Source organism: Streptomyces davaonensis JCM 4913 (genome assembly GCF_000349325.1).
Taxonomy (GTDB): domain Bacteria; phylum Actinomycetota; class Actinomycetes; order Streptomycetales; family Streptomycetaceae; genus Streptomyces; species Streptomyces davaonensis.
Genome location: NC_020504.1, coordinates 5,251,475 through 5,274,003, shown reverse-complemented (window position 1 = coordinate 5,274,003; position 22,529 = coordinate 5,251,475). Strand labels below are relative to the sequence as shown.

The 22,529-nt window shown below is 71.7% G+C and carries 23 protein-coding genes, 1 tRNA gene and 1 riboswitch; of the genes, 14 read left to right on the top strand and 10 right to left on the bottom strand.

Translation table 11 applies throughout. From position 1 onward, the window contains the following. Positions 1-76: 76 nt before the first annotated feature. From lhgO to BN159_RS23340, 3 genes are all read left to right on the top strand, one after another. Positions 77-1,291: an L-2-hydroxyglutarate oxidase gene (gene lhgO / locus BN159_RS23350; RefSeq protein ID WP_041819699.1), complete on the top strand. Its 1,215-nt coding sequence runs from the start codon at positions 77-79 to the stop codon at positions 1,289-1,291. 94 nt (positions 1,292-1,385) lie between these two features. Next, on the top strand, positions 1,386-2,216 hold the full coding sequence (gene trmB, locus BN159_RS23345) for a tRNA (guanosine(46)-N7)-methyltransferase TrmB (RefSeq protein WP_063608104.1): 831 nt from the start codon (positions 1,386-1,388) through the stop codon (positions 2,214-2,216). Between the two features lie 52 nt (positions 2,217-2,268). Then, positions 2,269-3,630: a PrsW family intramembrane metalloprotease gene (locus BN159_RS23340; protein ID WP_015659455.1), complete on the top strand. Its 1,362-nt coding sequence runs from the start codon at positions 2,269-2,271 to the stop codon at positions 3,628-3,630. A 92-nt stretch (positions 3,631-3,722) separates the two neighbouring features. On the opposite strand, the gene BN159_RS23335 is transcribed toward BN159_RS23340, so the two are convergent. The 5 genes from BN159_RS23335 to BN159_RS23315 all read right to left on the bottom strand — a co-directional run bounded on the left by BN159_RS23335 (position 3,723) and on the right by BN159_RS23315 (position 8,955). After that, complete coding sequence (locus tag BN159_RS23335; protein ID WP_015659454.1) at positions 3,723-4,754, bottom strand: M23 family metallopeptidase; 1,032 nt, start codon at positions 4,752-4,754, stop codon at positions 3,723-3,725. A gap of 11 nt (positions 4,755-4,765) precedes the next feature. Further along, a riboswitch (cyclic di-AMP (ydaO/yuaA leader) is annotated at positions 4,766-4,924 on the bottom strand. A 243-nt stretch (positions 4,925-5,167) separates the two neighbouring features. After that, the gene (locus tag BN159_RS23330; protein WP_015659453.1) at positions 5,168-6,265 is read right to left on the bottom strand and encodes a PP2C family protein-serine/threonine phosphatase; all 1,098 of its coding nucleotides are present in this window, start codon (positions 6,263-6,265) and stop codon (positions 5,168-5,170) included. A 158-nt stretch (positions 6,266-6,423) separates the two neighbouring features. After that, positions 6,424-6,497: transfer RNA gene (locus tag BN159_RS23325), tRNA-Met, on the bottom strand. 51 nt (positions 6,498-6,548) lie between these two features. After that, positions 6,549-7,670, bottom strand: coding sequence for an alginate lyase family protein (locus BN159_RS23320; protein ID WP_015659452.1), 1,122 nt, complete (start codon positions 7,668-7,670; stop codon positions 6,549-6,551). Positions 7,671-7,827: 157 nt separating this feature from the next. Beyond that, entirely contained in the window at positions 7,828-8,955 is a 1,128-nt protein-coding gene (locus BN159_RS23315) for a dihydrofolate reductase family protein (RefSeq protein WP_015659451.1), read from the bottom strand. A gap of 75 nt (positions 8,956-9,030) precedes the next feature. Here BN159_RS23315 and BN159_RS23310 point away from each other — a divergent pair, with 75 nt between their 5' ends. The 5 genes from BN159_RS23310 to BN159_RS23290 all read left to right on the top strand — a co-directional run bounded on the left by BN159_RS23310 (position 9,031) and on the right by BN159_RS23290 (position 13,473). Then, positions 9,031-9,534, top strand: a complete 504-nt coding sequence (locus BN159_RS23310; RefSeq protein ID WP_015659450.1) for a MarR family winged helix-turn-helix transcriptional regulator — start codon at positions 9,031-9,033, stop codon at positions 9,532-9,534. A 106-nt stretch (positions 9,535-9,640) separates the two neighbouring features. Further along, positions 9,641-10,276 carry a GTP cyclohydrolase II gene (locus BN159_RS23305; RefSeq protein WP_015659449.1) on the top strand — a complete coding sequence of 212 codons (636 nt, stop codon included), beginning with the start codon at positions 9,641-9,643 and terminating at the stop codon, positions 10,274-10,276. Between the two features lie 88 nt (positions 10,277-10,364). Further along, positions 10,365-12,626, top strand: coding sequence for a hypothetical protein (locus tag BN159_RS23300; protein ID WP_231905645.1), 2,262 nt, complete (start codon positions 10,365-10,367; stop codon positions 12,624-12,626). A gap of 49 nt (positions 12,627-12,675) precedes the next feature. Beyond that, on the top strand, positions 12,676-13,062 hold the full coding sequence (locus BN159_RS23295; protein ID WP_015659447.1) for a DUF5955 family protein: 387 nt from the start codon (positions 12,676-12,678) through the stop codon (positions 13,060-13,062). A gap of 102 nt (positions 13,063-13,164) precedes the next feature. Next, positions 13,165-13,473: a hypothetical protein gene (locus BN159_RS23290; protein ID WP_015659446.1), complete on the top strand. Its 309-nt coding sequence runs from the start codon at positions 13,165-13,167 to the stop codon at positions 13,471-13,473. Positions 13,474-13,536: 63 nt separating this feature from the next. On the opposite strand, the gene BN159_RS23285 is transcribed toward BN159_RS23290, so the two are convergent. Further along, complete coding sequence (locus BN159_RS23285; RefSeq protein ID WP_015659445.1) at positions 13,537-13,941, bottom strand: ArsI/CadI family heavy metal resistance metalloenzyme; 405 nt, start codon at positions 13,939-13,941, stop codon at positions 13,537-13,539. Between the two features lie 28 nt (positions 13,942-13,969). Next, on the bottom strand, positions 13,970-15,331 hold the full coding sequence (locus tag BN159_RS23280; protein ID WP_041821759.1) for an FAD-dependent oxidoreductase: 1,362 nt from the start codon (positions 15,329-15,331) through the stop codon (positions 13,970-13,972). Positions 15,332-15,461: 130 nt separating this feature from the next. On the opposite strand from BN159_RS23280, the gene BN159_RS23275 reads away from it, so the two are divergent. Continuing rightward, positions 15,462-15,833 (top strand): ArsR/SmtB family transcription factor, encoded by a 372-nt coding sequence (locus BN159_RS23275; protein ID WP_015659443.1) that lies wholly within the window; start codon positions 15,462-15,464, stop codon positions 15,831-15,833. Between the two features lie 28 nt (positions 15,834-15,861). Here the strand turns inward: BN159_RS23275 and BN159_RS23270 are convergent, their stop codons facing one another. The 3 genes from BN159_RS23270 to BN159_RS23260 are packed head-to-tail and all read right to left on the bottom strand — an operon-like array spanning position 15,862 to position 18,037. Further along, a complete protein-coding gene (locus BN159_RS23270; RefSeq protein WP_041819694.1) occupies positions 15,862-16,920 on the bottom strand; it encodes an ArsO family NAD(P)H-dependent flavin-containing monooxygenase in 1,059 nt (352 codons plus the stop codon). Beyond that, a complete protein-coding gene (locus BN159_RS23265) occupies positions 16,917-17,687 on the bottom strand; it encodes an aquaporin (protein ID WP_015659441.1) in 771 nt (256 codons plus the stop codon). Before BN159_RS23265 ends, BN159_RS23270 begins: the two co-directional genes overlap by 4 nt. Before the next feature lie 41 nt (positions 17,688-17,728). Beyond that, positions 17,729-18,037 (bottom strand): ArsR/SmtB family transcription factor, encoded by a 309-nt coding sequence (locus tag BN159_RS23260; protein ID WP_015659440.1) that lies wholly within the window; start codon positions 18,035-18,037, stop codon positions 17,729-17,731. Positions 18,038-18,139: 102 nt separating this feature from the next. On the opposite strand from BN159_RS23260, the gene BN159_RS23255 reads away from it, so the two are divergent. The 5 genes from BN159_RS23255 (at position 18,140) to BN159_RS47575 (ending at position 22,452) form a co-directional block, all read left to right on the top strand. Continuing rightward, on the top strand, positions 18,140-18,553 hold the full coding sequence (locus BN159_RS23255; protein ID WP_015659439.1) for an arsenate reductase ArsC: 414 nt from the start codon (positions 18,140-18,142) through the stop codon (positions 18,551-18,553). Next, on the top strand, positions 18,550-19,533 hold the full coding sequence (trxB, locus tag BN159_RS23250; RefSeq protein ID WP_015659438.1) for a thioredoxin-disulfide reductase: 984 nt from the start codon (positions 18,550-18,552) through the stop codon (positions 19,531-19,533). Before BN159_RS23255 ends, trxB begins: the two co-directional genes overlap by 4 nt. Positions 19,534-19,636: 103 nt before the next feature. After that, the gene (locus BN159_RS23245; protein WP_015659437.1) at positions 19,637-21,097 is read left to right on the top strand and encodes an FAD-dependent oxidoreductase; all 1,461 of its coding nucleotides are present in this window, start codon (positions 19,637-19,639) and stop codon (positions 21,095-21,097) included. Between the two features lie 76 nt (positions 21,098-21,173). Further along, entirely contained in the window at positions 21,174-21,821 is a 648-nt protein-coding gene (locus BN159_RS23240; protein ID WP_231905644.1) for an arsenate reductase/protein-tyrosine-phosphatase family protein, read from the top strand. Then, the gene (locus tag BN159_RS47575; RefSeq protein ID WP_015659435.1) at positions 21,790-22,452 is read left to right on the top strand and encodes an arsenate reductase ArsC; all 663 of its coding nucleotides are present in this window, start codon (positions 21,790-21,792) and stop codon (positions 22,450-22,452) included. Before BN159_RS23240 ends, BN159_RS47575 begins: the two co-directional genes overlap by 32 nt. Positions 22,453-22,529 lie beyond the last annotated feature (77 nt).

Genomic DNA, 22,529 nt, shown 5'->3' with positions numbered 1-22,529 from the left:
GGTCTGGCGTGGAACCGGCGCTTCCTGGTTTGAGGGCATTGTCAGTGGCGCAGTGCACTATCGAAGCCGGGAGGTGATGCGGGTGCGGTCGGTGGCGTACGACTGTGACGTGCTGGTGGTCGGCGGTGGGATCGTCGGTCTGTCCACCGCGTATGCGATCACGCGTGCCGCGCCGGGGACGCGGGTCACCGTGCTGGAGAAGGAGCCCGGGCCGGCCCGCCACCAGACGGGGCGCAACAGCGGGGTGATCCACAGTGGGATCTACTACCGGCCCGGCTCGCTGAAGGCGCGGTACGCCGTGCGCGGGGCCGCCGAGATGGTGAAGTTCTGCGCCGAGTACGACATCGGTCATGCCGTCACCGGGAAGCTGATCGTCGCCACCGAGCGGGCGGAGCTGCCCCGGCTGCACGCGCTGGTGCAGCGAGGGCGGGAGAACGGGATTCCGGTGCGGGAGCTGGGGGCCGCGCAGATCGCCGAGTACGAGCCGGAGGTCCGGGGGCTTGCGGCGATACACGTCGGAACCACCGGGATCTGCGATTTCGTGGGGGTGGCCCGGCGACTGGCCGAGGCCTCAGGGGCGGAGATCCGGTACGGGGCCCAGGTCGTACGGGTGGATCGGCGGCCGGAGCTGGGGGTCGCCGTGCGGACGGCGGACGGGGACGTCGTGCGCGGGCGGGTGCTGGTGAACTGTGCCGGGCTGTACTGCGACGAGATCGCCCGCCTCACCGGGGACGATCCGGAGATGCGCATCGTGCCCTTCCGCGGGGAGTACTACTCGCTGGCGCGGCCGGAGCTGGTGCGGGGACTGGTGTATCCGGTGCCGGATCCGGCGTTCCCCTTCCTCGGGGTGCACCTGACCCGGGGTATCGACGGAGGCGTGCACCTCGGTCCCAACGCGGTGCCGGCGCTGGCCCGGGAGGGGTACGGCTGGAGGACGGTACGACCTCGGGAGCTGGCCTCGACGCTGGGGTGGCCCGGGTCGTGGGCGATAGCCCGGCGGCACTGGCGCTACGGGGCGGGGGAGCTGCGGCGGTCGGTGTCCAAGGCGGCGTTCACGGACGCGGTGCGCAGGATGCTGCCCGCGGTGACCGAGTCCGACCTGGTGGCGGCGGCGGCCGGGGTACGGGCACAGGCCGTCCTGCGGGACGGCACCCTGGTCGACGACTTCCTCCTCCGGGAGGGGCCACGGGCGGTACACGTCCTGAACGCCCCGTCCCCGGCGGCGACGGCGTCCCTGCCGATCGGGAGAGAGATTGCCCGTCGAGCCCTGGCGGCGCTGGCGCGCACCTGATCTTCCTCGCCCCCGCCGCCCCTGCCCGTCCCATCCCGGGGCTCCGCCCCGGACCCCGCTCGCTGTCAGCCGGTCCCGTAAAATCGTCCCCACTGTGTCTGACTCCCTCTCCACCCCAGCCCCCGCCCCCGGCCACCAGCCCGGCGTGTCCGTTCGGCATACGCGGGCCAAGGGGGAGCCTCGGTTTCCTGATGGGCCGAAGGCCGATCCGGCGGGGTCGCATTTCGAGCGGCGGATTCGGAGTTTTCAGCCTCGGAGGAGCAGGGTCACGGCCGGGCAGGCGGATGCCTTGCAGCGGCTGTGGCCCAAGTGGGGGCTGGACATTGATGGGAGCGCGGTTCTCGAGCTCAGCGAGTTCTTCGGCAACGACCAGCCTGTCGTGCTCGAGATCGGGTTCGGGATGGGGGAGGCCACCGCGCAGATGGCCGCCGCCGATCCCGGTACCAACATCCTTGCCGTTGACGTGCACACCCCTGGACAGGGGAATCTGCTCAACCTCGCCGATCATCACGGGCTTTCCAACATCCGGGTCGCCAACGGTGACGCGATCATCCTGCTGCGCGAGATGCTCGCCCCGGACTCCCTCGACGGGCTGCGCGTCTACTTCCCGGACCCCTGGCCCAAGAAGCGGCACCACAAGCGGCGGCTGATCCAGCCGGAGTTCCTCAGCCTCGCCGCCACCCGGCTCAGGCCCGGCGCGGTCCTGCACTGCGCGACCGACTGGGAGCCGTACGCCGAGCAGATGCTCGAGGTGCTCACCGCGCATCCGGACTTCGAGAACACGCAGGCCGACGGCGGTTTTGCGCCGCGTCCCGAGTTCCGGCCGCTGACCCGTTTCGAAGGCCAGGGACTGGACAAGGGACATGTCGTGAACGACCTGCTCTTCCGTCGCGTACACCGAGAAGAACCCCTCGCCGGCGCCTGAGCCCACCGCGCTCTTCTGCGGGCTGCGCCCCTCCCTCGTTAGGGTCAATGCCGTGGCCACCGATCCAGTTCCCCCGTACCCGACGCACCCCACCGGTCCCCCCGGCGGCGCACTTCGGCACGCGCACTGGTGGCAGCGGTGGGGGTCCCCCCTCCGGGGGAGGGTGCGCTACGGCGCGCTGATCACTCTGCTCGCGCTCTCCGGCCTCGTCATCCTCGCCCTGGTCCGCGAACAGACCGGCACCCAGGGCTTCCTGGTCGGACTCGGTCTCGCCGTACTGCCCGTGCCGCTGCTCATAGCCGCCTTCCGGTGGCTGGACCGGGTCGAGCCCGGGCCCTGGCGGAATCTGCTCTTCGCCTTCTCCTGGGGCGCCTGCGCGGCGGCGCTGATAGCCATCGTCGCCAACAGCTTCGCGACCAGATGGATAGCCACGGCCACGGCGGATCCGTCCAGCGCGGACACCCTCGGGGCGACCGTGATAGCGCCGATCGTGGAGGAGTCGGCGAAGGCGGCCGCCGTACTGCTCGTCTTCCTCTTCCGACGCCGCGACTTCACCGGGCTCGTCGACGGGGTGGTCATAGCCGGGCTCACCGCCACCGGCTTCGCCTTCACCGAGAACATCCTCTACCTCGGCACCGCCTTCGGCACCGACCAGCTCACCGGCGACAGCGGCATCGCCTCCGTCACCGCCGCCACCTTCTTCGTGCGCATCGTGATGTCCCCGTTCGCGCACCCCCTCTTCACCGTCCTCACCGGCATCGGCTTCGGCATCGCCGCGCTCTCCGGCGACCGGCAGCGCTGGCGGCGGATCCTGCTGCCGCTGTCCGGGCTGCTGCTCGCGATGGGCATGCACGCGCTGTGGAACGGCTCCGCGTCCTTCGGCCCGTTCGGCTTCTTCGCCGTCTACGCGGCAATCATGGTGCCCGCCTTCGGCCTGCTGACCTGGCTGGTGATCTGGACCCGCCAGCGCGAGCTGCGCACCGTGCGGGAGGAACTGCCCGCCTACGCCGTGGCCGGCTGGCTCACTCCGGGCGAGCCCTTCGCGCTCGGCTCGATGCGGGCGCGCCGCCTGGCCCGGCAGTACGCCCGCCGCACCGCGGGAGGACGGCAGGCGGCGCGGGAGGTGGCGCAGTACGAGGCGTACGCGACCTCGCTCGCGTTTCTGCGGCACCGGGGGCGCCGGGGCCGCGCGGGCGCCGACTTCGTCGTACGGGAGGCGGAACTGCTGCGGGAGCTGTGGCGGCGCCGGGCGGTGGCACGGCCGGCGCTCGATCACGCGGCACGGTCGACGGCACCGCCCGTCCCGGTGGTCGCGGCGCCCTGGCCGATGTACGGGGCGTACGGGTACCCGGCGCAGCCGAGCAGCTACCAGCCCTATTCGGCGTACCCGGCCTACAACCCGTACCGCACCTAGGTCCTGGCGCCTGCCGGCGGGCATGCGAAACCGGCAGCCCTGACGTCGGGGGGTTGTCGTCAGGACCGCCGGGGTTCACGCGGGGGCGTGTGTCAGATGCTGAGGCCCTTGCTGCGCAGCCACGCGAGCGGGTCGATGCCGGAGGAGGAGCCCTCGGGGTGGACCTCCATGTGGAGGTGGGCGCCGGTCACGTTGCCGGTCGCGCCCACCCGGCCGATGATGTCGCCGGTGGTGACCTTCTGGCCGACGCTGACGCTGATCGAGGACTGGTGGGCGTACCAGATCTCGGTGCCGTCCTCCAGGGTGAGCACGGTCTTGTAGCCGTAGGAGCCGTCCCAGCCGGCGGAGGTGATCGTGCCGGTGTGGACCGCCTTCAGCAGCGTGCCCGTGGGAGCCGCGAAGTCGAGGCCCGTGTGGTACCCGGAGGACCACATCGAACCGGCCTGGCCGAAGGTCGAGGTGAGGGTGAACGACGAGGTCGGCAGCGTGTACTGCTTGGCCAGCGCGGCCAGGCGCTCGGCCTCGGCCTTCTGGCGGGCCTCCTCCTCAGCCTTCGCCTTGGCGGCGGCGGCCTTGGCCTCGGCCTCCTCCTCAGCCTTGGCGGCGGCTTCCTCGGCGGCCTTCGCAGCGGCCTTCTCGGCGGCTGCGGCGGCTTCCTCGGCGGCCTTGGTGTCGACCTGGTCCTGCTGCTGCTCGGCCTGGGCCATGATCCGGGCGCGCAGCGCCTCACCGGCGTCCTCGGCACCCTGAGCGGTGTCCGTGGAGGTCATGCCGAGGGTGCTGAGCGCGGCCGGTGAGCCCTCGGGCTCCTCGTCCGCGGAGCTGCCGGAGATCAGCGGCAGGTCGGGCATCGTGATCGCGACCGGCGGCTTGCCGGACTGCGCGCTGGCCATACCGCCCGCGCCGACCGCGGCTATGACACCGACGCCGAGAACCGTGGAGCTGCGGGCGAGTCCGCCGCCGCCCTTCTTGGAGACGCGGTGCTTGCCGCGTACCGGGCGAATGGACTCCGCGGTGGGGTTCCACTCCTCGAACGGGCCCTCGTCGCTGCGATAGCTGCCGTAGCCGAAAGTCTCGTCGCCTCGCTGGCTCGGCACGAACGGGGCAGGCCGGTTTGACGCCACGTGGGCGTGCTCCTTTCCTTCCTTCTCGCCTACCGGGTTAGCTGACGGGTTCGGAGCAGGAAGGTCTCCTACGCGCGTATATCCGACCGGTTTTGCCCGGTGGATTACGCCCGATTCACCCCAAGTTGGTGGTTCCCCGGTTCCCTTACGGGATTCGGCGCGTGCGCACGGAGCCGACTCTTGTGACGGCTGGGACGACCGCGCTGCGTTATCGAACGTTAATAGACACGGGGTCGAGATTCCAAGCTGTTCCGCTTGATCATTAACGATTCCGGCCGGGACTTTCGGGTCAGGAGGGGTTTAAATCGGGCGAGTTGGCCAAGGTTCAACTGCCACACAGTCATTGACGGTGTGTCAGTTGTTATGCGGAGGGCTTCCGTCCGATCACCCCCGGTGACAATCAGGGTCATCGCTCAGGGTCGTCGCACGGCGAGCAGGGCCATGTCGTCCGTCATCCCGCCCCCGCAGTGTCGGCGCACCTCCTCGGCGAGGGTCCGGATCAGGTTGGCGGGCTCGCGGAAGACGCGGCCGGACAGGCGTCGCTCGGGGTCGTAGAAGACGCCGTGCGCGTCGCGGGCCTCGGACAGGCCGTCGGTGTGCAGCAGCAGGGTGGCGCCGCGCGGGAAGGGCGCCTCCTCGGCGCGGTCGGGCCAGTTGCCGAGGTCGCTCATGCCCAGCGGCAGCGAGGGGTCGTGGGCGGGCAGCGGGCGCACGGTGCGGTCCGCGTGGAGCAGCAGCGGGGGCGGATGGCCGCGATTGACGATCCGTACGACGCCCTCGCCGTGCGGGAGTTCGGCCAGTACGGCGGTGGTGAACCCCTCGTGGGCGTCGATGCCCTCGCGCCGTGCGCCCTCCCGGGCCAGCGCCCGCTCGAGCCGCCGTGCGACGCCCTCCAGCGTCGGCTCCTGCTCGGCCGCCTCCCGGAAGGCGCCGATGACCACGGCGACGGCCGCGACGGCACCCATGCCCTTGCCGCGCACATCGCCGACGACGAGCCGGACGCCCCACGGGCTGTCGACCACCGCGTACAGATCACCGCCGATGAAGGCGTCGGCCTGGGCGGCCTCGTAGCGGGCGGCGATGTCGAAGCCGCCGATCCGTTCCACGGGTTGGGGCAGTACGGCGCGCTGGGTGGCCTCGGCGATCTCGCGCTGCGAGGCGAGCCGCAGATGGCCGCGGCGCACGACGCGGTTGAGCACGGCGGCCAGGCCCGCGACGGTGACCACGGTGATCACCTCGGAGACGGTGTCCGCGTCCAGGCCGAAGCCGTATCGGACATGGACGGCGTAGGCGGCGATCAGGGCCGTGATCCCGGTGACGACGGTGCCGAGCAGCGACAGCAGCGGAGCGGCGACGAGCGGGGCCGCGGTGAAGAAGGGGATCGGGGTGTAGCCGCGGGGCGTGGCGAGGTCGTACAGGATCCCGCCCACGATCAGGGCCGCCGGGAGCAGCCACGCGAGGGTGCGGCCGGACGGAACTCGCCGGGTCCGCTCCCTGCCCGAAGCCCGCACCGCCCGCCTCCCGCCGCATCGCCGTCCCTTCAGGGTTCCCGGAGCGGGGGCGAGGGGCGAACGGGGTGGGCCGAGTGGATGAGCGGGCGGACACGTACTGAGGGCCGGACATGCACCGAGGGCCGGAACCCTTTCGGATTCCGGCCCTCGGCCTTCAGTAGCGGGGACAGGATTTGAACCTGCGACCTCTGGGTTATGAGCCCAGCGAGCTACCGAGCTGCTCCACCCCGCGTCGGTGAAACCAGTGTACGTCATCCGCGGGACACGAAGCACACCCGTTTGTTCAGGCTGCCGGGTTGCCCGCGTGGGTGAGGGTCTCCCAGGCGACGAAGAGGTTGTCGGTACCGGCGGGGCGGGTCTCCTCGGCCAGCCTGCGGGCGGCCGGGAGGGAGGCGCCGCGCCGGTCCTCCAGATGGTTCAGCGCGACCTCCAGGTCGGGCCCCATGGTCCGCTCGACCTTGCCCCCGCACAGCCAGGCCGGAGCGGTCGCACCCCTCTGATGCCGGGCGTGCAGCTCCATCGCGGCCTTGAGCCGGTCCTCCGCCTCGCCGTACAGATCGACGCCCTGGTGCCAAGCGGTCTCGGCGATGTGCGCGGTGGCGGCGATCGAGTAGCCGACGTGCTCGAAGTTCCGGCAGGTCTCCTGGGTGACGCCCGGCTTGTACGTCGTCTGCCGGAACCAGTACGTCGCCAGGCGCTGCGGGGTGTTCATGCTGGACCCGGCCGGGGTGAGCGGGAGGCGGCCGTCCTTGTCGAGGTAGAAGTAGGCGGGCACGCGGTCGCGGAAGCGGGCCAGGGCGTGGTCGAAGGTCTTGTGGTCGTCGAGGAAGACGGCGATGCCGATGGTGGCGTCGGTGGTGACGAGGTCCCAGTTGCCGTTGATGTCCAGGACCTTCTCGGTGACCTGGGGCAGGTGCACGGACCGCAGCGTGTCCTCGAACCGCCGCACGCGCTCCGCGGGCCATCCGGCACCGTCGCTGTGCCGGACGATCTCGGCGGCCCGCGCCCAGGTCGATCCGGCCCACCCGGCCTGGAGCCCGGCGTTCTCCCCACTGTGCCGCTTCAGCGTCGCCGACCAGGCGTCCATGATCTCCCTGGCCTTGACGGCGTGCTGCGCCTTCCCGGTGACGGTGAAGAGCAGGGCCTGCGTGTAGGCGGCGATGGCGTCCTCACGCTCCTGCACACACCCCCGCCCCGCCCTCCTCCCCACGGGACAGTGCACGTCCTCGTAGGGCTCGGCCCGGTACTTGTAGGCGCCGTACCTGCTGTCCCGCATGTCGAGGTACGCCTTCAGCCACGGCTGCTTCCCCGCGGTGACGTTCGTGCGTACGGCCTCCAGCTGGGCGGCGCTGACCAGCACACCGGGGTGGGTGAACTCGGCGTCGGGCGGGAGGGCCCGGGCCATGGTGCTGCCGCCGGCACCGGCGGCCCCACAGGCACTGAGGAGAAGACCGACGACCAGGAACACGGCGGCACGCCCACGAACAGACCTCATGCAGGCAGCGTGGCCCGGCGCGGGGGCGGGCGCAGGGTTTGTTGGGCCGATCGGATCTGACGCGGGGTTACGTGAGGAGGTGCTGGTTCGGGGCCTTCGCTCGGTCCGCGTACTCGGGTAGTTCGAGTACGTCGACGCCGGCCGCGGTGAGCAGGCCGGTTCCGTCCGCCGCGACCACGAAGGTGTCCGGCTCCCGCCATGCCGTGACCACCCGGCGGACGCCCGCGTCCAGGATCAGCCGGGCGCAGGGGGCGGGGCGGGAGGAGCGGTGGGCGCAGGGTTCCAGGCTGCTGTAGACCGTCGCGGAGGGCAGCCGGGGGTCCTCGGGGTCGATCTTGGCGAGGGCCGCCTCCTCGGCGTGGACCACCGGGTCGGTTCCCTCCCGGGAGTGGCCGCGGGCGAGTTCCGTGCCGTCGGCGGCCACGACCACCGCGCCGACGCTGAACGCCGTCTCGGAGGGCGGGCACAGCTCGGCCAGCTCGCAGGCGAGCCGCAGCCAGTGGTGGTCGGCGGCGGCGGGGACGCCGTGCTTGCCGGGTGCGGTCGGCTCGTAGCGCATGAGGACGACGTCCTGGATACGACGGGACTCCACCAGGCGCAGTCGTCCCGCTTGGTATGCGCCGGGGCCGAACAGGCGCGGGGCGGACGGGTCGCCGACGAACAGCGGGGCCAGGACCAGCTGGAGCTCGTCCGCGAGGCCCTCCTGGAGCAGCTGGGTGTGGATCGTGCCGCCGCCCTCGACCATCAGGCGGTGTACGCCGCGGGCGTGCAGGTCCGTGAGCAGGCGGCGCCAGTCGAGGTCGGCGCCGAGGGCGACCACGTCCGCCGCGAGGCCCGCCGCACGGGCCGTCCGTGCGCCCTTGTCCGTCGTATAGACGACCTTCTCGCCGCCCGTGTGCCAGAACTTCGCCGCCGGGTCCAGGTCGCCGCTGCCGCTGACGGTGACCTTCAGGGGGTACTCCGGGTGTCCCGCCGCGACCCGGGCCGCGCGCCGCTCGGGCGAGTTCACCAGCAGCCGCGGGTTGTCGGCGCGGATGGTGCCGGCGCCGACGAGGATCGCGTCGACCGAGGCGCGTACCTCGTCGACCCGGTCGAAGTCGGCGGGGCTGGAGAGCAGCAGCCGCTCGGGGCCGGTGTCGTCCAGGTAGCCGTCGAGGGAGACGGCGGCCGACAGGAGGACGTAGGGGAGGGGCATCTGCGCTCCATGGGGACCGGCGGTGTCAGGGGCGGCGGGCTTGGTTCAAGTTTTAAGCAAACCTACACTGGAGGCATGACGACCCGCTGGCTCACCCCCGAGGAGCAGCGCGCCTGGCGCGCGTACATCGGTGCCGCCCACCTCCTGGAGGACACCCTGGACCGGCAGCTCCAGCATGACGCCGGCATGCCGCATCTGTACTACTCCATCCTCGCCAATCTCTCCGACTCCCCGGAGCACCGGCTGCGGATGACCGACCTCGCGGAGCAGGTGAAGATCACCCGGAGCCGGCTGACGTACGCCGTGAGCCGGCTGGAGAAGGACGGGCTGGTGGCGCGCGAGGAGTGCCAGTGGGACAAGCGGGGCAGTGTCGCCGCACTGACGGAGGAGGGGATGGCCGTACTGGAGCGGACGGCGCCCGGCCATGTGGCGACCGTGCGAGCCGCGCTCTTCGATCACCTCACACCCGAGCAGGTGGGCCAGCTGGAGGAGATCTTCAGCGGGGTGACCCGGGTGCTCCAGGGCGGGGACGCGGCCGACATGCCATGGCTGCGGCGCTCCTCGTGCAGTGGCGAGTGAGCCGCGCCACACCGCAGTTGCTTCAAACTTAAAGCATGGGCTAGGGTCGGCCTCCGAGGATCTGCTTCAAATCTGAAGCAGCAACCCAGGACGACCGGAGACCCGCATGTCCGAGCACCCCGCCGCCACCACGCGCTCCCGCGTCCGCGTCCCGCTGCGCTTCCAGGACGGCTACAGCGTCGACGCCGACCTCGTCACCTTCCACGGCCTCACCGACGGCCAGGAGCACGTGGCCGTCGTCCTCGGCGACCCCGGTCCCGTCCCGCTCGTCCGGCTCCACTCCGAGTGCCTGACCGGCGATGTCTTCGGCTCGGCCCGCTGCGACTGCGGTCCGCAACTGCGTGAGGCGGTCGAGCGCATCGCCGAGCGCGGCGGAGTGCTTCTCTACCTCCGCCAGGAGGGCCGCGGCATCGGCCTCTACAACAAGCTCGACGCGTACGCCCTCCAGGACCAGGGCCTCGACACCTACGCCGCGAACGCCGCCCTCGGTCTGCCGGAGGACGCCCGCGACTACACGGCCGCCGCCCAGATGCTGACCGCCCTCGGCATCGGCGAGCTCGACCTGCTCTCCAACAACCCGGACAAGGCGGCCCAGTTGCGCGACCTCGGCATCGCCGTGCGCGACCGCGTGCCCACCGGCGTCTTCACCACCGCGCACAACGTCCGCTATCTGCGCGCCAAGGTCCTCCAGACCCAACACACGCTTCCGCTGGGCGAGTTGACGGAGCGCTCGGCGGTCTGACCGGCCGCCGAATTGGCTCTCCGGCGTCTGGTGCGCAGCTGTTCGACTCCGTACAGTGCTGCGGCCGGGCTGTGACTGGGGGGTTGCCGTGGGGCGATCAGGGCGTGGGGGACTCGGGCGTACCGGGTGGGGAACCGTCCTGCTGGGCGGAGCGCTGGTGCTGCTGGGCAGCCCCTGGATGCGGGAACCGCTGTACGAGTTCCAGCCGGAGACACCCGTGGTGAGCATGGTGCACCGCGCGCTGTTCGTCCCGACCTGGGATCTGTCACCCAGCTCGGAGGGCCTCGCCGAACCCCTCTACCTCGCGGGCAACACGGCGCTGATCGTGCTGCTCACCGGTGCGGTGCTGGCGCCCCGGCTGCTGACCCGGAGCCCGGCGTCCCGGGGTGTGCGGTGGCTGGCCGCGTTCGGCACGGCCGTCTTCATGTCGCTCGTCGCGGCGGTGGCGTCCTGGGCCGTCGTCAAGGCCGACGGCGACGAGGCCCTGTCGTTCTTCGGCGCCCAGCCGGACCAGGTGCTCGTCAACTTCCTCGTGGACGGCCTCGTCTTCGGCGTGCTGCTGGGCGTGGCCCTGGCAGCCGTGCTCGGCGGGACCGGTACCCGCGCGGCCATGTCCCGTATCGGCTCCCGTGACCGCGAACGGAGCAGCACCATGGCACCCTCCTCGGCACCCCTGTCGTCCGACGTCCCCGGCGGTGCCGTGGGCTCCACCGCGCCCGACGACACCACCCGCCATCTGTGCGCGGCCGCCTACACCGACCCCGACTTCACCCGCCGCGTCGTCGAGGACGTGGTGCGCGACGAGCTCGGCGCGATCGCCTCCTCCCCCGGCGTCGACCTGGTACCCGTGGTCCGCCACAGCCTCGCGGCCCGCCGGCTGCACCGGGCCCGCGACCACCGGCTCGCCGCGGTCTACCTCCTCATCGCCGTCTTCGGACCGCTGTGGCTGGTCTACGGCCACCTCTCCTTCAAGGCGCTGGCCGCCGCCTGCCGGGCCCCGCGGCGGGCGGTGCGCGGACGGGAACCGGTGGACACCGGGGCGGCCGTACGGTGGCTGGCCGGCACGATCGCGGGGGTGCTGCTGGCCGGGGTGCTGTTCGGCATGTTCCTCTCCGCGCTGCCGCTGTCCGGGGTGTGGAGCTGGCTCGCCGGGTCGTACGCGAAGGGCGTCCCGTCGCTGCTGGCAGTGATCGGCGGTGGGGTGTGGGCGTTCTGGATCATGAGCCAGGAGGAGCTGAACACCGACCGGCTGATGCGCGAGAGCCTGCGCCGGGAGACCTTCGACGCGCAGGCCCGTCCCGAGTCGGCTGCCGAGCCCGCGTGGGCGGCGGCCGGAGTGCGGGCCATGGCCGAGGCACAGTCCGGCAACGTCACCGTCTACAGCGGCTTCTCCCCCTTCATCGGCCAGGGCGTACGGCAGTCGCAGTGGGCGCTGTCCCTGCCACTGCTGCCCGCCGGGCCCGGCACCCCGCTCACCGGCTTCGACACCTGGGACGCGGTGGAGCGACTGCGCGCCCGGCTGCGGGAAGCGGCCGCACAACCGCCCGTCGACGGCGGGCCCGATCTCGGCGCGCTGGAGGTCGAGGACCGGGTCTTCGTCAGCGGCACCCGACTGACCGGAGACCGCCGTCTCCTGCCCGCACTCCTCAAGGCCCCCGCCGCCCGCCTCTCCGACACCGCCGTACGAGGGATCGCGCTGGACCCGCAGGGCACGCCCCGCCACTGCCTGGCCGCCCACCTCCCGCTGTGGGGCGGCGCGGTGGTACCCAGCCAGCTCCTGCACATCGCGGTCGTCGGCAAGACCCTGCACCTGCACTGCGACCGCCATGTCCTCACCCCGCTCCGCCCCGACCTGCGCGGAGTGGACCTGCTCCCCGCCTCGCTCACCCCCGCACACCGGGCGGGCCTGCTGCTGACGGCGCTACGGCGCAGTGGCGCGGCCCTGTTCGGTGCGCCCCGGGCCGTGGTGGGCGACGCCCTGCGCGAGTGGGGCAGACCCCGTCGGCAGCGCCGGGAGCGGGCGGCCGCGCAGACGGACCCCGCCTTCGACCGCGGGGCGCGGCTGAGCGTCCGCGAGCACGCCATGAGCGCGGAGTACCTCGACCACTTCCAACGCGTCGACGCCGAGCGGGCGTTCGCCGCGCTGGACCGGCACGCCCTGGCCGCCGTACGGGACTTCCTGGACGAGCACGGGGTGGACACGACCGACTTCCGCACCCAGACGCAGACGATCCTCAACCACGGTGTCCTCCAGACCGGCGGGGTCAGCGTCGTCGGCAACCAGGCCGTGGGCCAGGCGGCCCAGGCGACCGCCCACAACGCGACGGCAACGGCGCAGGCACCGCAATAGCTCTTGGCTCAACAGCTCAGCTGCTCAACAGCTCAATAGGAAGGAAGCCATGATGTCCCAACAGCCGCCCGAGGGAACGAACTTCGGGGTGCAGCAGTTCGGCGGCCAGAGCCAGGTCGCCAACCAGGCCGTGGGCCCCGGCGCACGAGCGGTGGCCGGCCAGGTCTCCTTCCAATCCCTCACAGCAGACCAACGAACCCAGATCCAGGATCACCTGGCCCTGATCGAACGCCTCCTGGACGAACACCGCGCGGGCCTCCCCGACCAGGACACCCCCCGCGCGGAACTCCGCCGCCTGCGCGACGAACTCGGCGACCCCGCCCCCGAACCGGGAGTGGTACGCCGAGCCCTGGACCGCCTGACGGCTTTCGCCGAACCGGTGGCCCCACTGGCGGCAGCGGTAGCCGCACTGGCCTCGGCCATCCCGTCCCTCTGACCGGAATCAGGGCTTCCTGTCACAGGACAGCCACAGCACCCCCACGCGGCCCCGCGGCAGCGCATGATTCCCTCTCAGCGTTCTTGATCCTCTGGGGGACCCATGAAGACCCGTAAAGCCGCCGCTTCCCTGGCGACCCTGCTCGCCCTCGCGACGGCGGGCCTCACGGCATGCGGCAGCAGCGACGAAGCCGACCCCGCCGCTTGCAAGGCCGCCATGGCGGAGCAGATGAAGGACGCCATGGAGAGCGGCAAGGAAGGCAGCCGCCCCAGCGCCTGCGACGGCCTCAGCGACAAGGAAATCGAGAAGATCGCCGGCGAAGTCGTCGGCGACCAGATGGAGGACTCCCTCGGAGACATCGAGGCAAGCCTCGACGACTCCCTGGAAGACCTGGAGACGGCGGCCCCGTGACCGACGCAGGGGTCTCTGGAAGGGCCTGACGACTCGCTGGTGTGGAGGTTGGTCACCGGCGGATCAGCAGCAGGTGCTGCCCTGTTGCTTGGCGAGGGTGTCGGCGTCGGCCTTCACGACGTACACCTCCCAGGGTTCCTGGCCGGGTCCGTGGACCCAGACCTTGTCCTGGAGGGCGTAGCAGCAGGTGGTGTCGTTCTCCACATCGGTCGCCAGGCCGACTTCGCCGAGACGGGTGGTGGCGGTGTGGACGGCTTCGGTGCTGTCGACCTCGACTCCGAGGTGGTCCATGCGGGTCGCCTCGCCCGCGGGGCCTTCGATCAGGACGAGCTTGAGCGGGGGCTCGGCGATGGCGAAGTTGGCGTAGCCGTCGCGGAGTTTGGCGGGCTCGGTGCCGAAGAGCTTGCTGTAGAAGGCGACGGACGCGTCGAGGTCGGGGACGCGGAGGGCGAGCTGTACGCGGGACATGGCGTTCCTCCTTGTGTGAGTGGGGTGTTCAGCAGCCGCCGGTGGTGGCCGGGGCGCCGGTGCCGATCTGGAGGGTGGTGGGGGCGGCGCAGCATCCGCCGCCGGACTGCTCAGCGTCTTCCGGGTCGTCGTAGAGGCCCGCTCCGCCGCACACTCCGGTCTCCGGGAGCGTCAGCTCGACACGTTCGGCGGCTTCCCGGTCGCCGGCGATCGCGGCGGTGACGGATCGGACCTGCTCGTAGCCGGTCAGGGCGAGGAACGTGGGGGCGCGGCCGTAGGACTTCATGCCGACCAGGTAGATGTCCTGCTCAGGGTGGGAGAGCTCGTTCACGCCGTGCGGGTAGACCGTGCCGCAGGAGTGGACGTTGGGGTCGATGAGCGGGGCCAGGGCGGTCGGGGCCTGGAGGCGCTCGTCGAGGCCGAGGCGTACCTCGGAGAGGAAGGACAGGTCCGGGCGGAGGCCGGTCAGCACGATGATCTCGTCGACCGGGTCCAGACGGCGGCCGTCCTCGGCCACCAACGCCAACCGGTCGCCGTCGCGCTCCACGGACTCCGTGCGGAAGCCGGTGACCGCGCTCGCGTGGCCGTCCTCCACCGCCGCCTTGGCGCGCAGGCCCAGGGCGCCGCGGGCGGGGAGCTGGTCGGCGTCGCCGCCGCCGAAGGTGTCCGCGCCGATGCCGCGCCGCAGGATCCAGACCGCGTGCGTGCCTGCCTCCTCCTTGGCCAGGTCGGCGAGGTGGGCCAGCGCGGTGAAGGCGGAGGCGCCGGAGCCGATGACCGCCGTGCGCTTGCCGGCGTAACGGGCGCGGGCGGCCGGGTCTCGCAGGTCCGGGACGCGGTAGGAGATACGGTCGGCCGCTGCCCTCTCGCCGAGGGCGGGCAGTCCGTCGGCGCCCATCGGGCTGGGGGTGGCCCAGGTGCCGGAGGCGTCGATGACGGCGCGGGCGGTGATTCGCCGCTCACGGCCGTCCGTCCCCAGGATGTGGACGGTGAACGGCTGCTCCTCGCGGTCGGCGTCCACGATGCGGTCTCGGCCCGCGCGGGCGACGCCGGTGACGGTGGTGCCGTAGCGGACCTTGTCACCGAGGACGTCGGCGAGCGGCTGGAGGTAGCGCTCGGCCCAGTCGCCGCCGGTGGGGTAGGCCGCGCCGTCGGGGCGGACCCAGCCGGTGGGGGCGAGGAGCTTCTCGGCGGCCGGGTCGGTGACCTCGGCCCACGGGGAGAACAGTCGGACGTGCGCCCAGTCGCGTACGGCCGTGGCGGCGGTGGGACCGGCCTCCAGGACCAGCGGTTCCAGGCCGCGCTCGACGAGGTGAGCGGCGGCGGCCAGTCCGACGGGGCCTGCGCCGATGACGACGACGGGCAGCTGGTCGGTGGTGGGCGTGGTCACGAGCGTCCCCTTTGCTTCGACGTTTGTCGATGACTTCGCGGCCAGCATGGCACCTGATTCGACAAGCGTCAACATAGACATTCATCGAATCCAAAAAGTCTCTTGGTTCGATGTGTGTCAACATAGATGCATGTCAAACACCAAGGTGCTGCCGCTGCTCGACGCCTCCGACGCTGTTGCGCCCTGCTGCCCGCCGCTCACCGAGCGGCCGTTCACCGCGGAGGAGGCCGAGACGGCCGCGCGGATGTTCAAGGCCCTCGGCGACCCGGTGCGACTGCGGCTGTTCTCCGCGGTCGCCTCGCACGAGGGCGGCGAGGCGTGCGTGTGCGACATCTCCGACGTCGGCGTCTCCCAGCCGACCGTCTCCCACCACCTGAAGAAGCTGAAGGACGCAGGGCTGCTGACCTCCGAGCGGCGCGGGACCTGGGTGTACTACCGGGTCGAGCCGTCGGTGCTGGCAGCGATGGGCAAGCTGCTCACGGTGGCGCCGGCTGCGGCCTGAGCAGAGGTCGGCCAGGGCGGTGTGCCGTTCAGGCCGAAAGCAGCGCGCTGATCTCGCGGGCGGCTTCCCGGGCGGGGCGGCCGACACCGATGAGGGTGGCCGAGGCGGGGCCGGTCCAGTCGCCGTAACCGAGCAGGTGGAGGCGCGGCTCGTCGACCGTGCGCGTGCCGATGGTGGCGATGTGGCCGCGTCGGCCGCGCAGTTGGAGCGGCGCGAGGTGGAAGAGGCTGGGCCGGAAGCCGGTGCACCAGATGATCGCGTCGGCCTCGGCGCGGGTCCCGTCGGCCCATTCGACGCCGTCGCGGGTGAGGCGGGAGAACATCGGGCTCGCCTTGAGCAGACCGCGGTCGCGGGCCTCGCGGACGGGCGGTACGGCGACGATGTCGCCCAGCGAGGCCACGCCGCCGGTGTCCGTGCGGCCCGCGTCGAGGGCGCGGCGGCGTGCGGTGGCCGCGTCGAACAGGGCGCGGCCGTCGATGTCGTCGGCGAGGTAACGGGGCGGGCGCCGGGTGACCCAGGTCAACTCGGTGTCGTACGCGAGATCGGCGGCGATCTGGGCGCCGGAGTTGCCGCCGCCGACCACGATCACCCGTCGGCCGGTGAAGTCCCGCGGGCTGCCGTAGCCGACGGTGTGCAGTTGGCGTCCCTCGAAGTCCGCACGGCCTGGCGCGGCGGGGAGAAAGGGCCGCCACCAGGTGCCGGTCGCGCTGATCACTGCGCGGGCACGCCACATCCCGGAGTCGCTCTCCACACGCAGGAATCGGCCGTCCCGGTGGACACCGTGGACCCGCACGGGCCGCTCGACGGGCAGCTCGTACCGCTTCTCGTAGTCGGCGAGGTACTCCACCACGTGCTGCGCGTCGGGGCAGGTCCGACTTATCTGCGGAGGCATGAGGCGGCCGGGCAGCGAGGAGTGGGCGGCTGGCGAGAACAGGCGCAGGGAGTCCCAGGTGTGCTGCCAGGCACCGCCCGCCGCGCTCCGGGCGTCAAGGATGACGAAGTCGACGCCCAGGCGGCGCAGGTGGTAGCCGGCGGCGAGCCCGGACTGGCCGCCGCCGATCACCACCACCTGCGACGTCCGTGTCACTCAGCGGCGTCCCGGCCCGGCGTGAAGATCAGGGCCACCAGTGCCAGCCCGACCACGGCGCCGATCAACTGCATGCCGATGAAGCCCAGGACCGAGCCGGGGGCAATGCCCGCGAACGTGTCGCTGAACATACGGCCGATGGTCACCGCCGGGTTGGCGAAGGACGTCGAGGAGGTGAACCAGTAGGCGGCGCCGATGTACGAGGCGACCGCCACCGGCGCGAAGCGCAGCTGGTCGGTGCGGGCCAGGCCGAAGATCAGCAGGATCAGGCCGGCCGTGGCGACGACCTCGCCCAGCAGCAGGTGCCCGGCCGACCGGTCGTGCGTGGACCACTCCACCAGCGGCTCACCGAACATCGCGTCCGCCAGGACCGCCCCCGCGATCGCACCCACGATCTGCGCGGGGACGTAGACCGCTGCCTCGCGGATCGTCACCCCCGCGCCACCACGCCTGCCCGTCCACCACTCGGCCAGCGTGACCACGGGATTGAAATGCGCACCGGAGACCGGGCCGAGCAGGAGGATCAGGACGCCGAGGCCGAAGACGGTGGCCAGGGAATTGGCCAGCAGCTGGACACCGACATCCTTGGTCAGATCGGTGGCCTGGATGCCGGAGCCGATGACGACCGCGACGAGGGCTGCGGTGCCGATCAGTTCGGCGGCGGCTCGGGCGGCCAGCGGCCTGCGGGGCGGGGTGGCGCCCGGAGCGGGCTGCGGCTCGGCGGCGGTTATGGCCGACTCCGCGGCGGGCTCGTGCGTGGCGGTCAAGCGGGGACTCCTTGGTGCGGTCGCCGAGGCGGCGAGGGGGGTCAGGGGCAGGACCGCTTCTTGTCGGCGGCGCTACGGGCGGACTCGGCCAGCTCGGCGAACTGGCCCGCGAGCGAGGCGATGACGTCCGCGCGCAGCTTGTAGTAGGTGAACCGGCCGCACGGCTCCGTCTCGACGACCCCGGCCTCGCGCAGCACCTTCAGGTGGTTGGAGAGGTTGGTCTGCCTGGCACCGGTCTCCTCCACGAGGTGAGTGGTGCAGAGCGTCTCCTTGGCGAGCAGGGTCACGATCCGGAGCCTGAGCGGGTCGGCCAGAACCCGGATCAGATCAGTGTCGACTGACGTCAGCATGCGCTGATACTGTCACATCAGTGGTGACTGACACCACCGGGCACTGACGTGTGCGTGCCCTCCTGTGCCGCCGTGCAGGCGCCAGATCAAGAGAGACCTCTGATGTCCGAAAAGCCCTCCGTGCTCTTCGTCTGTGTCCACAACGCCGGCCGTTCCCAGATGGCCGCCGCGTGGCTGACCCACCTGGCCGGGGACCGCGTCGAGGTCCGCTCCGCCGGCTCCAACCCGGGCGCGGGCGTCAACCCGGCTGCCGTGGAGGCCATGCGCGAGGTCGGCATCGACATCTCCGCCGAGGTCCCGAAGATGCTCACCGTGGACGCGGTCAAGGAGTCGGACGTCTGCATCACCATGGGCTGCGGCGACACCTGCCCGGTCTTCCCCGGCAAGCGGTACCTGGACTGGCAGCTGGAGGACCCGGCGGGCCAGGGCGTCGAGGCCGTCCGCCCGATCCGGGACGAGATCAAGGTGCTGGTCGAGGGCCTGATCAAGGAGATCGCGCCGGAGCCCCGGGCATGAGCGCAGAGACGGAGATCCGTAACGTCATCGTCGTCGGTTCCGGCCCCGCCGGCTACACCGCCGCCCTCTACACCGCCCGCGCCTCGCTGAAGCCGCTGGTCTTCGAGGGCGCGGTCACGGCCGGCGGCGCGCTGGTGCAGACGACCGAGGTGGAGAACTTCCCCGGCTTCCGCGACGGCATCATGGGCCCGGATCTGATGGAGAACATGCGGGCCCAGGCCGAGCGTTTCGGCGCCGAGCTCGTCCCCGACGACATCGTGGAAGTCGACCTCACCGGCCCCGTGAAGACCGTCACGGACAGCGCGGGCACGGTCCACCGGGCCAGGGCGGTGATCGTGGCAACCGGCTCGCAGCACCGCAAGCTCGATCTGCCGGGCGAGGACGCGCTGTCCGGCCGGGGTGTGTCGTACTGCGCGACCTGCGACGGCTTCTTCTTCCGCGACCACCACATCGTCGTCGTGGGCGGCGGCGACACGGCGATGGAGGAGGCCACGTTCCTCTCCCGCTTCGCCGCCTCCGTGACCGTCGTCCACCGCCGCGACGCTCTGCGCGCCTCCCAGGCCATGCAGGACCGCGCGTTCGCCGACCCGAAGATCTCCTTCACCTGGAACAGCGAGGTCGCCGAGATCCACGAGGCGGGCGGCAAGCTCGCCGGGCTCACCCTGCGCGACACGGTCACCGGCGAGACCTCCCACCTCCCGGCCACCGGGCTGTTCGTCGCCATCGGCCACGACCCGCGCACCGACCTGGTCGCCGGCCAGCTGGACCTGGACGGCGACGGCTACCTCAAGGTCGCCTCCCCCTCCACGCGCACGAACGTCCCCGGCGTCTTCGGCGCCGGAGACGTGGTCGATCACACCTACCGGCAGGCGATCACCGCGGCGGGCTCCGGCTGCGCGGCCGCCCTCGACGCCGAGCGCTACCTCGCCGCCCTGGACGACGCCGAGGCCACGGGCGAACCCGTCACGACCACTGCCTGACGCACCCGGCCCCGTCTCCCCCCTTCTCCGACGAACTCTGACGAACCCCGAAGAACCCCGAAGAACCTCGACGAACTCCGACGAATCTGACGGAGGTATCCCGGTGGCCAGCAGACGCATCGTCGCCATCGGCGGCAGCGACGCCGGCATCAGCGCGGCCCTGCGCGTCCGCGAACTGGATCCCGACAGCGAGGTCACCGTGGTCGTGGCCGACGCCTACCCGAACTTCTCCATCTGCGGCATCCCCTACTACGTCTCCGGCGAGGTCGGCCACTGGAGCGACCTGGCCCACCGCACCCTCGCCGAGCTGAAGGCCACCGGCATGCAGGTGCGCACCGACACCCTCGCCACCGGCATCGACGTGCCCGGCAGGCGACTGGCCGTGCGGGACGCCGACGGCCGTACCGAGCAACTGCCGTACGACGCACTGATCGTGGGCACCGGGGCCGTCAGCTCCCGCCCGCCGATCGCGGGCCTCGCCGGGCCCGACGCGCTCGGCCCGGTCGACGGGGTCCATCTGCTGCACAGCATGGGCGACACCTTCGCCGTGATGCAGAGCCTCGCCGCCCGCCGCCCGAAGACGGCCGTGGTCGTCGGAGCCGGCTACATCGGCCTGGAGATGGCCGAAGCCCTCACCACCCGCGGCCTGAAGGTCACCCAGATCGAGGCCCTCCCCGAAGTCCTGCCCACCGTCGACCCGGAACTCGGCGCCCTCGTGCATGCCGAACTCACGGCCCACGGAGTCGAGGTACTCACCGGCACGACGGTCTCGCAGATCGCCCGTGCCGCATCCGGCCACGTCCTCGACGTCCGCGCCACCGGCCCCGACGGCACGACCTTCACCCGCGGCACCGACCTCGTCCTGGTCGTCGTCGGAGTCACCCCCGACACGGCGCTCGCCGCCGCGGCCGGAGCCGAGCTCGGCGTGCAGGGCGCGATCGAGGTCGACGAGTACATGCGCACCTCGCTGCCCGACGTGTACGCGGCCGGCGACTGCGTCGTCACCCACCACCGCCTGCTCGGCAAAACGTGGCTGCCCCTGGGCACAACGGCCCACAAGCAGGGCCGGATCGCGGGGGAGAACGCGCTCGGCGGCCATCGCTGGTTCGCCGGCAGCCTCGGCACCCAGGTGGTCAAGGTCTTCGACCTCGTCGCCGCCCGCACCGGTCTGCGCGACCACGAGGCCGCGGCCGCCGGGCGGGGCTGGACACCGGCCACCACCGCAAGCCGCCCCGACGACCACAAGGCGTACTACCCCGGCGCCGCCCCGATCTCGATCCGCGTCACCGGCGACACCTCCAGCGGTCTCCTGCTCGGCGCCCAACTCGTCGGACGCCGCGGTGCGGAGATCTCCAAGCGTGTGGACACGTACGCCACCGCGCTCTTCCACGGCATGCCGGTCGACGGCATCAGCGAACTCGATCTCTCCTACACCCCGCCCCTTGGCTCCCCCTGGGACGCCGTCCAGGTCGCGGCACAGGCCTGGATGAGCGAGCACCACCTGGACGTACAACGCCGCATGCTCCAACCGATTGACGAGGGCCATAAGCTCAGCAAAAATTGAGTCAATGAATGCTGACTGGTCTGCAACGGTCGTGGCGCGGGCACAACGGCACGCGGCGCTGGGGGAACCCGCGCGCTTGGCGATCGTCGACCGGCTGCTGCTGGGCGATGCCTCGCCCGGCGAGCTCGGCCAGGAACTGGGCCTGCCCAGCAACCTCCTCGCCCACCACCTCAAGCTCCTCGACCAGGTCGGCCTGATCGAACGCTCCCGCTCGGAGGGGGACAGACGCCGCACCTACCTCCACCTGCGGGTGCAGGCCCTGGCCGACACCATGCCCACACCGCTGCGGACGGCACCCCGCGTGGTGTTCGTCTGCACGCACAACTCCGCCCGCTCGCACCTGGCCGCGGCCCTCTGGAAGCGCCACAGCACCGTGCCGACCGCCTCGGCGGGCACCGAGCCCGCCCGACGCGTCCACCCCCGAGCCGTCGCGGCCGCCCGTGCACACGGCCTCTCCCTGACCCCCGCCCGGACCTCCCACATCGACGACACCCTGCGCCCCGACGACCTCGTCGTCGCCGTCTGCGACAACGCCCACGAACAACTCGGCTCCCTGGCACCCGACCGGCTGCACTGGTCGGTTCCCGACCCCACCCGCACCGGCACCGACGACGCCTTCGCCGACGCCCTGAGTGATCTCGCCGACCGCATCGACCGGCTGGCACCCGCCGTCCGCCCGCCTGGAGGCAGCGATGACCGAGACCGCGTCCTTCCCGCACCGTGACCTGAGCATCGATCAGCAGCTCGCCCTGCGCACCGCCGCCACCCACCTGGGCCGCCAATTCGACGGCACCTTCGGCCAGGAGACGATCGAACGGTTCCTGCACACCAGCTACGACCAGTTCGCCAGCCGCAGTTCGATCCCCAACTTCCTCCCCCTGCTGGCCGAGCGGTTCGCCCGTCAGCGCCTGTACGCCCTGGCCAAGGTCGAAGGGCACATCACCGACGGCAAGCCCGTCGTGCTCTTCCTCTGCGTCCACAACGCCGGCCGCAGCCAGATGGCCATGGGCTTCTTCCAACACCTCGCCGGGGAGGGCGCCGTCGCCTGGTCGGGCGGCTCCGAACCCGGACACGAGATCAACCCGTCGGCCATCGCCGCGATGAGCGAACGCGGCATCGACATCTCCCGCGAGTTCGCCAAGCCCTGGACCGACGAGATCGTCCGCGCCGCCGACGTCGTCGTCACCATGGGCTGCGGCGACGCCTGCCCGGTCTTCCCCGGCAAGCGCTACCTCGACTGGACCCTCGACGACCCTGCGGGCAGGGCTGTCGACGACGTCCGGCCCATCCGCGACGAGATCGAACGCCGCGTCCGCGGACTCCTCGACGACCTCGGCGTCCCGGCACAGCACTGACGACTGTTCCGAAAACGCGGCAGCGCCCGACCCGACCGAAGCCGACTCAGGCGCTGCACAGCAGGTCAGAGGCGTTA